Raw genomic sequence first — 11,270 nt, forward strand, 5'->3', positions numbered from 1 at the left:
GGTGATTGGTGATTGGTGATTGGTGATTGGTGATTGGTGATTGGTGATTGGTGATTGGTGATTGGTGATTCTATCTTAAATCAGTGACTTTTAATTTACGTTTCTTGTAATTTTCTTGCAGCTAAATATTGATACATTTGCCAACGGGTATTAACATCTGCTTGGGCTTCTTTGAGGAGTTCTTTGGCTGTTTCTGAGTTAATTTTAGTTAACATTTTGAAACGGTTCTCCATGTACATGGAATTTTCTATTGGTATTTTTGGGGTACGGGAATCAAGTTGTAAAGGGTTTTCTCCCTGTTGTAATCTGTCGGGGTGATAGCGATATAATAACCACCGTCCAGAGTCTACAGCAGCCTTTTGGTTTTGCATGGCTGTACTCATGTTGATACCGTGAGCAATACAATGACTGTAGGCAATAATTAATGATGGACCGTCGTAAGCTTCGGCTTCTAAGAAAGTTTTCAGGGTTTGTTCATCTTTTGCGCCCATTGCTACACTAGCAACATAAACATTACCGTAGGTCATGGCAATTAAACCCAAATCTTTCTTAGTTGTAGGTTTACCACCTGCGGCAAATTTTGCCACTGCACCTTTAGGGGTAGATTTGGACATTTGACCACCAGTATTAGAATAAACTTCTGTGTCTAATACGAGAATATTAACGTTGCGGCCACTAGCAATTACATGATCTAATCCACCATAACCAATATCATACGCCCAACCGTCACCACCAATGATCCAAACACTTTTTTTCACTAAATAATCAACGAGGGATTGAAGATTTTTGAACGCAGATAAACGCAGATAAACGCTGATAGAATCCTCTTTCATCTGCGTTAATCTGTGTTCATCTGCGGTGATAATTTCTTTTAATTTTCCTTTGAGAATAGCAATTCGTTCTCGTTGAGAGTAAATATCCGATTCGTCTTTTTGTTCTGCGGTGAGAATATCTGTAACTAGAGTTTCACCTATTTGGGGTGCAAGTTGTTGGAGTAAATAAGCGGCAAATTCCGCTTGTTTATCTATGGAAACGCGGAAACCTAAGCCAAATTCGGCGTTATCTTCAAATAGACTGTTAGACCATGCTGGCCCCCTACCTGCGGCGTTTTTTGCCCAAGGTGTGGTGGGTAAGTTACCACCATAGATAGATGAACAACCGGTGGCGTTGGCGACGATCATGCGATCGCCAAATAATTGTGTTACAAGTTTAATATAAGGTGTTTCTCCACATCCAGCACAAGCACCAGAAAACTCAAACAACGGTTCTTGCATTTGTTGTTGATTAATATGATTCAACTTTAAATTCCGTCTATCTGGGTTAGGGAGATTTAAGAAGAAATCCCAATTTTCTCGTTCTTGTTCTCGCAATGGTTTTTGTGCTGCCATATTAATGGCTTTTTTGCGCGGTTCGGCTTTATTTTTGGCGGGACAAACATCAACACAAATACCGCAACCTGTACAATCTTCTGCTGCTACTTGAATGGTAAACTTTAAATCATGCCAATCATGTTCTTTGGCATTTGCACTTTTAAAAGTTGTTGGGGCATTTTCTAATTCTTCTGGTGCATATACTTTAGCGCGAATGACACTATGGGGACACACCATCACACATTTACCACATTGAATACAAACGTCAGCATCCCAAACCGGAATTTCTTCAGCAATATTGCGTTTTTCCCATTTAGATGTTCCTGTGGGATATGTACCATCTACAGGTAATGCACTCACAGGTAAATCATCACCTTCACGGACTATCATTTTCCCTAATACATTGCGGACAAATGCAGGTGCAGTATCGGGGATTGAGGACATTCTTATATTTTCCTGTTCCCTGCGATGCACTGAGCTTGTCGAAGTGTTCCCCGTTCCCAGTTCCCTAATTTCATAGAGATTTTCCAAGGTTTTATCAACTGCTTGGATATTCATTTGCACGATTTCTTCGCCTTTTTTACCGTAGGCTTTACGAATAGACTTTTTAATTTGATCTATAGCTTCTTCTCTTGGTAAAACACCGGAAATGGCAAAGAAACAAACCTGCATAACGGTGTTAATATGTCCACCCATTCCCGCTTCACGGGCGACTTTGTAGGCATTGATTACATAGAATTTGATATTTTTGTTAATTATCTCTGTTTGCATTGCAGCAGGTAATTTATTCCAAATTTCATCTTTGTGATAATGTGAATTTAGTAAAAAAGTGCCACCAGGAATAATATCTTTCAATATGGGAAATTTTTCTACAAAGTCCCATTGATGACAAGCGACAAAATTAGCTTTAGTAATTAAATATGTAGAATGAATTGGTTGAGAACCAAAACGCAAATGAGAGACTGTGACTGAACCAGATTTTTTAGAATCATAAACAAAATAACCTTGGGCAAAATTATCTGTTTCTTCTCCAATGATTTTGATGGAATTTTTATTTGCCCCTACTGTACCATCTGCACCCAAACCGTAGAAAATTGCCCTAACTATATTGTCGGCTTCTATATTAAATTCGGGATTATATGTTAAACTGGTATGAGTAACATCATCATTGATCCCCACAGTAAAATGATTTTTTGGTTTCTCCACATCTAAATTATCAAATACCGCTTTTACCATGGCTGGTGTAAATTCTTTAGATGATAAACCATATCTACCTCCCACAACTTTAATCTTGTGAAGTTGGTTTTCTGCCAAAGCTGTAACTACATCTATATATAAAGGTTCACCAATTGCCCCTGATTCTTTAGTTCTATCTAAAACGGCAATTATCCGGGTTGTTTTGGGCAGAGAATTAATAAATCTTTGGGTATCAAAGGGACGATATAATCTAACTTTGATAATTCCCACTTTTTCACCTTGTTGATTGAGATAATCTACGGTTTCATGAACTGTTTCGCAACCAGAACCCATGAGAATAATTATTTTTTCTGCTTCTAAATGTCCATGATAATCAAATAGTTGATATTGTCTCCCCGTCATTGCGGCAAATTCATCCATTACCTGTTGAGTAATATCTGGACAAGCGAGATAAAAAGAGTTTACTGTTTCTCTAGCTTGAAAATAAACATCAGGGTTTTGCGCCGTTCCTCGTAATACCGGGTTATCAGGTGTTAAAGCCCGTAAACGATGGGCAATTACTAAGTCTAAAGGAATAAATTTTTGTAAGTCTGGAGTTGTTAAGATTTCTACTTTATTGACTTCGTGGGAAGTGCGAAAACCATCAAAAAAGTGTAAGTAAGGTATGCGAGATGATAAAGTTGCTTTTGTGGAAATTAGGGCAAAATCATGGGCTTCTTGCACAGAAGCAGCGCATAACATGGCAAAACCTGTAGTTCTTGTGGCCATGACATCACTATGATCTCCGAAAATGGAAAGGGCTTGGGCTGCAAGCGATCGCGCCGCAATATGAAATACTGTAGGTGTAAGTTCACCAGCAATTTTGTACATATTTGGTAGCATCAACATTAACCCCTGAGATGCTGTAAATGTGGTTGTCAGTGAACCCGTTTGTAAAGCCCCATGTACAGCACCCGCAACCCCCCCTTCACTCTGCAACTGTACCACCGCAGGAACTGTTCCCCAAATGTTCGGTTTTCCCTCACTCATCCAAGTATCAGACCATTCCGCCATCGGTGAAGATGGTGTAATTGGGTAAATGGCAATAACTTCGTTTAGTTGGTAAACGACTTTAGCTACAGCTTCATTACCATCTATAGTTGCAAAGGTTCTCATCTTCATCTTCCTTTATCTTGAAGAACTACTAAATTTCGGGTAATTGGTGTTTTCCTAGCCCCAAATTCCCTAATTTTTACATTCAACTGAAAAATCAGCAGAAATTTCCATCTACTAAAATCATTCAAGAATGCAAGACCTTCGCCATTTTTTGGAGGTTGGGTTTCTGGACTCAACCCAACCTACCAATTAAGACTTTTTTCAATTTGGCGAAGGTATTCATAATTATAGGATAGTTCATAGAAAATCCCCCCGTACTAAATTTAGTATGGGGGCTAGATGTAGATGAGAACAAAATCCCAAATTATTGGTTTTAAGGAATAATTTTCTGCTAAGTTCCTCTAACTTTTGGCGTAGTAATTGAGATAAATCTCTGTAGTTAAGACTATTCACAAAAGACTTAAATATCTGTCTTTGGTTTACTAGCTGTTCCAGAATCTTGACGGTTTTCTTTAATCAATCGGCTATAAGTCCGCTGGGGAATATAGTGAATTGGATTGTAATCAATACAACGTAAAATCAGCACACAAGCCCAAGAATACCGTCCATCAGCAATAGCTTCAATGATACAATTGAACTGTTCGGGAGCGATGGCACTATGAAAATCGTTCTGAGAAGAAGAAGCTTGATAGTTCATGACTAACCCTGATCTAATCTTGTAGGATTGAAAGTTAATAAGTTGTCATAATTCAGAACAGAAAATCTTTTTAGTCAAGCCTTTTAACTCCTGATTACTGATCTCCTAAATTCTGAATTATAGAAAAAAATCAATGGGATATTTGAGGTGACAGGATTATCTGCCCGTGATATGTAAAGGATTTAATTCTCTTGGTAAATAAATTCGATATCTAAGTTCGAGTATAGCGATAACTTACCGATTAAATATCAACATTATTTGTGGTTATCAGAGAACTTTATGAATTTTCTGTGAGGTTTAGTGAGCAGTGGTATCCATTTAATTAGGGGTGTAAGTAGGTTAGCATTGAAAATCGTCGTTATGGCACTAGGCTTGAGGCAAGAGGGTTTGGGCGATTTTACTTTTCGTTACATATTTCGGTTTTTTTCCGTTCACCTACTTATCATTGGCAATTGGTGATCTAAATAGATTAAGTTCTGAAATTTTTGATTGTAAAGACTGGAAAATTACCAACCACATTACCCTTGTGTTAGTAAAAAATATAAGCAAATTCCTAGCATTTCCTGTCCACCTTGATTGTTTGGTAAAAAATAGGAAATACAGATATTTGGATTATGACACTATTTAAATAGTCATACAACATTGAAATCTTTCCTGGCTTCAGTTTTGTAAATACTCCTTGTGACACTATTATATGCAGAATACTATGTTTTCCCTATCTGGTACGCCGAATTGGCAATTTGTTTCTCTAAATAGTACAGAAAATGTCAGTTCTAACTTGCGGATTAAATGACTGTTTAAACACTGTCACAAGGGAGATTTACAAAACTGTAAATGGCATAAAGATATAAATTTATTTTTGGCTATTTTTAATTTTCTGGCTAAATTAGTTACACTTCGTCACGAAATACTTAACGTCTTAAAGTGGTTGAGGATATAAGTATTCAGGTTTTGACGAATTGAATAATATTTATAGATGTAATACAGCGGTTTCCGCTCTTATGAGGTACAAAGTTGAATCATAAAACTTTTGTAGTGCGGGCATCTTGCCCGCTAGATATGTACCTCACAACACCGGGAAGTGCTGTATTTAATTTTTACTGCAATAGACTCTTATAAAAGTGGCACAAGTAAAGTTTACAAAATGGTAATTAATAGCAACAAAGCCAAATTGGTAGTTATTGAGTTGAAATTAGTGATTGCTAAAATTTTATCTATTCCCTGTCATCTAACTAATAGATACTTCTCTATCTATAAGAGGAGGTAAGGGTTCATCCTTTAGCTAGAAGTAAATAATTGAGTAACTTATTTACTATTAACCTGAAATAGTATCTCAATAATCCTAACTTTAGCTAGAGTTTGGTAATGTACAATGTATAAATTAGTGCAAACTATTGTTAACAGTGATGAAAAAAATGTTTTAGGTGACTTTATCTTAGAATTAGGCAAGGATCATAAACGTTACTTTTTAAGAAATGAGATTCTACAAGCTTTTGCAGATTATTGTCACCAATTCCCAAAACCCGCTTATTTTTATCACTCTTCCTCTTTAGGGACATTCATTCAGTACACCCATGAAATAATTTTAGATGGTGAAAATACTTGGTTTATAGTTAGACCAAAGATTGCGAGTCAAGAAGTATGGTTATTAAGCGCAGACTTGACTAAGTTTGAGTTAATGACACCGAAAGCATTATTAGATGTGAGCGATCGCTTAGTAAAGCGTTATCAACCGCACATTTTAGAAATTGATCTCCATCCCTTTTATTCAGCAGCACCAAGAATTGATGATTCCAGAAATATTGGCCAAGGTTTAACCGTTCTTAATCATTATTTTTGTAATCAAGCATTGACAGATCCTGAATATTGGATTGACGCATTATTTGAATCATTAAAAAGATTAGAATATAACGGCATCAAATTATTAATTAGTAATCATATTCATTCAGGTTTGCAACTAACAAAGCAAATCAAACTAGCGTTAGAATTTGTGAGTCATTTATCCCCCCAGACACCATATATAAAATTTAAATTTCATCTTCAAGAACTCGGTTTAGAACCAGGTTGGGGTAATAATGCAGCCAGAGTCAGAGAAACCTTAGAACTGCTGGAAAGACTCATGGATAATCCAGAACCTGCAATTTTAGAAACCTTTGTTTCTCGCATTTGTGCAGTTTTCCGCGTCGTCCTTATTTCTATCCATGGTTGGGTTGCACAAGAAGATGTTTTAGGCAGAGATGAAACATTAGGACAAGTTATTTATGTTTTAGAACAAGCCCGCAGTTTAGAAAATAAAATGCGGGCAGAAATTAAACTTGCAGGTTTAGATACATTAGGAATTAAACCCCATATCATTATATTAACTCGACTGATTCCCAATTGTGAAGGCACATTTTGTAACTTACCATTAGAAAAAGTTGATGGTACAGAAAATGCTTGGATTTTGCGCGTTCCTTTTGCAGAATCTCAACCGGAAATTACCAACAACTGGATTTCTAAATTTGAAATTTGGCCTTATTTAGAAAAATTTGCTCTTGATGCCGAAGCAGAACTTTTAAAACAATTCCAAGGAAAGCCCAATCTAATTATTGGTAACTACAGTGACGGGAACTTAGTTGCTTTTATTCTCTCCCGAAAAATGAAAGTTACCCAATGTAATATTGCCCATTCCCTCGAAAAACCTAAATATCTATTTAGTAACTTATATTGGCAAGATTTAGAAGCACAATATCACTTTTCTGCCCAATTTACCGCTGATTTAATCAGTATGAATGCCGCAGATTTTATTATCACATCATCCTATCAAGAAATTGTAGGTACACCAGATACAATGGGACAATATGAATCTTATAAATGTTTCACCATGCCCAACTTATATCATGTAATTGATGGCATTGATTTATTTAGCCCTAAATTCAATGTAGTATTACCAGGAGTCAGTGAAAATATATTTTTTCCCTACAACCAAACAACAAATAGAGAATCCCACCGTCGTCAACATATCCAAGACCTAATTTTCCATCAAGAACACCCAGAAATTCTCGGTAAATTAGATCATCCTCATAAAAAACCGATCTTTTCCGTTAGTCCCATTACCTCAATTAAAAACCTCACAGGTTTAGTTGAATGTTTCGGTAAAAGTGAAGAATTACAAAAACATAGTAACCTAATTTTATTAACCAGTAAACTTCATCCAGACTTAGGAACAAACTCCGAAGAAATTCAAGAAATAGCAAAAATTCATGCGATTATTGATCAATATCATCTTCACCATAAAATCCGCTGGTTGGGAATGCGTCTTCCTCTCCGCGATATTGCTGAAACCTATCGTGTAATTGCCGATTTTCAAGGGATTTATATTCACTTTGCCCTTTATGAATCCTTTAGCAGAAGTATTTTAGAAGCAATGATTTCTGGATTACCAACTTTTACAACTCAATTTGGTGGTTCATTAGAAATTATTGAAAACCATGATCAAGGATTTAACCTCAACCCCACAGACTTAGCAGGAACAGCCAAAACAATTATCAACTTCTTAGAAAAATGTGAAAATTATCCAGAACATTGGCTAGAAAATTCTCAATGGATGATTGAACGCATTCGTCATAAATATAACTGGAATTCCCACACAAATCAACTCCTGTTATTAACGAAAATGTTTAGCTTTTGGAACTTCATCTATCCCGAAGATAACGAAGCCAGAGATCGTTACATGGAAAGTTTATTTCATCTTCTTTATAAACCTATCGCTGATCATATTTTATCAGAACATCTCACCAAAATCAGAAATCATAATTAAAACCTGCTTCATCTTAAACTTTGCGTCTTTGCTCCTTTGTATCTTTGCGCGAAACATAAATTTAAATTCTTTATACCTAATCTATTATCATGGATAAAAAAGACCATTTTCGTAATCTTAGCTATACAGACTGGATATTAAATGAAACCAAGTTTAATCCTGAATATTTGCATAGCCGAGAAACTATTTTCACCATTGGTAATGGCTATTTAGGGACAAGAGGAACATTTGAAGAAGGCTATCCCCGCGCATTATCAGCAACATTTATTAACGGAGTTTATGATGATGTTCCTGTAGTTTATACCGAACTCGTAAACTGTCCAGATTGGCTACCATTGACAGTTATTATTGAGGGAGAACGCTTTCGCCTTGATCAAGGTACAATATTAAAATATAACCGGAAACTAGACTTACATCATGGCATTCTCAGCCGGTGTTTACGTTGGTGTAGTCCCAATGGTAAAGCAATAGATATCCATTTTGAACGCTTTGCCAGTTTAGCAGATCAGCATATAGTCGGGCAACGTTGCCAACTAACACCAGTAAATTTTGATGGTTTAATTGAAATTCAAGCCAGTATTAACAGCTACTCGGAAAATCAAGGATTCAACCATTGGGAAGGATTAGATCAAGGTAAAATCACACAAGGATTCTGGTTACATAGTCGCACTCGCAACAGCCGCATAGATGTCGGTATAGCGGCAAAAATAACTATTTCGGGAACTGACATAGACTTACAAATTAATACCACACCTGGTTATCCCAGCTTAAATGCAACCGTTGCCGGTCAAATCCAACAGACAATCACCATAGTAAAGATTGTCAGTATTTTTACATCTAACGAAATTGCAGAACCAGTTGTAGCCGCTAAAGAAAAGCTCGTAAATATACCAAATTATATAACCTTAATTGATGCCCATGCCCAAGCCTGGGAGCAAGTTTGGCAACAAAGTGATATTATCATTGAAGGAGATATCACAGCAGCTTTTGCAGTGCGTTACAATCTGTTTCAGTTACTAATTGCTGCACTTAAAAATAATAATCACATAAGTATCCCTGCGAAAACCCTATCTGGCTTTGGTTATCACGGACATATCTTTTGGGATACGGAAATTTTTATTCTGCCATTTTTTACCTTTACCCAACCAAATTTAGCCCGGAATTTGCTCAGTTACCGTTATCACACCTTACCAGGGGCGCGACGCAAAGCGGCACATTATGGCTATCAGGGGGCGATGTTTGCCTGGGAAAGTGCGGTGACAGGGGATGAAGCGACACCACGCTGGTCACTACGGAGTGATTTTTATGCCGAAGATATTCGTATATGGTGTCGTGATCGAGAAATTCATATTAGTGCGGATATTACTTACGCCATTTGGTATTATTGGCAAGTTACAGAAGATGATGAATGGATGCGAGATTATGGTGCAGAAATTATTTTAGATACCGCAATTTTTTGGAGTAGTCGAGTTGAATTTAATCCCCAATTAGAATGTTATGAAATTCGCGGAGTTATTGGTGCAGATGAATATCACGAATTAGTTCATAACAACTGCTTTACAAATCGGATGGTACAATGGCATTTAGAAAAAGCCTTAATCATCTATAACTGGCTGCATTCCACCTTTCCAGAAGTAGCCATAAAACTTGAACATAAATTACAAATTACCTCCCAAGTCATCAATCATTGGACAGAAATTATCGCTAAAATGCTCATTATCCACAACCCAGAAACCGGACTAATTGAGCAATGTGAGGGGTTTTTCCAACTAGATGATATTAACTTAGCCAAATACGAACCGCGAGAAAAATCAATCCAAATTATTTTGGGCATGGAAGAAACCAACAAAGGACAAGTCATTAAACAACCAGATGTATTAATGCTTCTATATTTGATGCGGGAATCTGCCGATTTTCCCTATAATCAGCAAACATTACAGGTAAATTGGGACTATTACGCCCCCCGCACAGATATTAGTTATGGTTCTTCCTTGGGTCCGGCTATTCACGCCATTTTAGCCGCAGATTTGGGCAAATCACAGGAGGCTTACGAATACTTTATGCAGGCGGCAATGGTAGATTTAGAAGATAAACGCGGAAATACCCAAGATGGGATCCATGGTGCTAGTGCTGGAGGCATTTGGCAAGCTGTAATATTCGGTTTTGGCGGTATCCAATTTCGGGAAAATGTCCCCGTAGCCCATCCTCACTTACCCCCAACTTGGACAAGACTGAAATTTAAGTTACAGTGGCATGGTAAATGGCACGAATTCGATTTGCGTCAGGAATTACCAAAAACGAGAAAACCTAACATTCAGGGCGTGATTTTTGACTTAGATGGCGTATTGACTAATACCGCAGAATATCATTATCAAGCTTGGCAAAAGTTAGCAAATGAAGAAGGTTTACCTTTTAATCGAGAAATGAATGAAGCCTTGCGGGGTGTATCTCGTCGCGCTTCTCTGATATTGATTATTGGCAATAGAGAATATTCAGAAGTGCAAATTCAGGAAATGATGTCTCGAAAAAATGATTATTATGTAGAACTAATTCACAATATTACACCCACAGATTTATTACCAGGGGCAGTGGCCTTATTGGATGAATTGCGTCAAGCTGGAATCAAAATCGCCATTGGTTCTGCTAGTAAAAATGCCCGGCTAGTGATTGAAAAATTGGGGATTGGTGGTAAAGTAGATGTTATTACTGATGGTGATACTGTCCAAGCCGCCAAACCAGCACCAGACTTATTTCTTCATGCTGCCAACCAGTTAGGAATTCCCCCAAATGAATGTGTAGTATTTGAAGATGCCGCAGTCGGTATTATCGCCGCCAAAGCAGCAAATATGTGGGCTGTAGGCTTGGGACCCCAGGAGAGGGTGGGGGCTGCTGATGTCGTTTTGCCTAGTTTGGCAGGGGTAAAATGGGAGGAACTAATTAGGGCTTGCTGAAAAAGTCTTTTCGTGAGGGCTAGGAGTCAGGAGTCAGGAGTCAGGAGTCAGGAGGAAGAATTAGAAGGAGAGAAGAATAGTCTCAAATTTCAGAAAGTGATAGGTTTTTAATGGTTTCAATCCTTATTCCTTGCACCTAATTCACTTTTTTAACCGGGAAA

Annotated in this window: 4 protein-coding genes; 2 read left to right on the top strand and 2 right to left on the bottom strand. The window is 37.3% G+C overall.

What is annotated here, in order from left to right; translation table 11 throughout:
• Positions 1–95 precede the first annotated feature (95 nt).
• Both nifJ and PN450_RS08165 read right to left on the bottom strand, forming a co-directional pair.
• On the bottom strand, positions 96–3,728 hold the full coding sequence (nifJ, locus tag PN450_RS08160) for a pyruvate:ferredoxin (flavodoxin) oxidoreductase (RefSeq protein ID WP_271835962.1): 3,633 nt from the start codon (positions 3,726–3,728) through the stop codon (positions 96–98).
• 394 nt (positions 3,729–4,122) lie between these two features.
• Positions 4,123–4,359: a HetP family heterocyst commitment protein gene (locus PN450_RS08165; protein ID WP_148760431.1), complete on the bottom strand. Its 237-nt coding sequence runs from the start codon at positions 4,357–4,359 to the stop codon at positions 4,123–4,125.
• A 1,372-nt stretch (positions 4,360–5,731) separates the two neighbouring features.
• Here PN450_RS08165 and PN450_RS08170 point away from each other — a divergent pair.
• Positions 5,732–8,158, top strand: a complete 2,427-nt coding sequence (locus tag PN450_RS08170) for a sucrose synthase (RefSeq protein WP_271835963.1) — start codon at positions 5,732–5,734, stop codon at positions 8,156–8,158.
• Between the two features lie 89 nt (positions 8,159–8,247).
• Positions 8,248–11,109: a beta-phosphoglucomutase gene (pgmB, locus tag PN450_RS08175; RefSeq protein WP_271835964.1), complete on the top strand. Its 2,862-nt coding sequence runs from the start codon at positions 8,248–8,250 to the stop codon at positions 11,107–11,109.
• The last annotated feature ends 161 nt before the right edge of the window (positions 11,110–11,270 follow it).

The sequence above is a fragment of the Dolichospermum lemmermannii CS-548 genome (assembly GCF_028330815.1).
In the GTDB taxonomy this organism is placed as follows: Bacteria; Cyanobacteriota; Cyanobacteriia; order Cyanobacteriales; family Nostocaceae; genus Dolichospermum; species Dolichospermum lemmermannii.

Excerpts from the sequence above, each read along its gene's own strand:
- nifJ (WP_271835962.1), bottom strand. The coding sequence starts at position 3,728 with ATGAAGATGAGAACCTTTGCAACTATAGATGGTAATGAAGCTGTAGCT.
- PN450_RS08165 (WP_148760431.1), bottom strand. The coding sequence starts at position 4,359 with ATGAACTATCAAGCTTCTTCTTCTCAGAACGATTTTCATAGTGCCATC.
- PN450_RS08170 (WP_271835963.1), top strand. The coding sequence starts at position 5,732 with ATGTATAAATTAGTGCAAACTATTGTTAACAGTGATGAAAAAAATGTT.
- pgmB (WP_271835964.1), top strand. The coding sequence starts at position 8,248 with ATGGATAAAAAAGACCATTTTCGTAATCTTAGCTATACAGACTGGATA.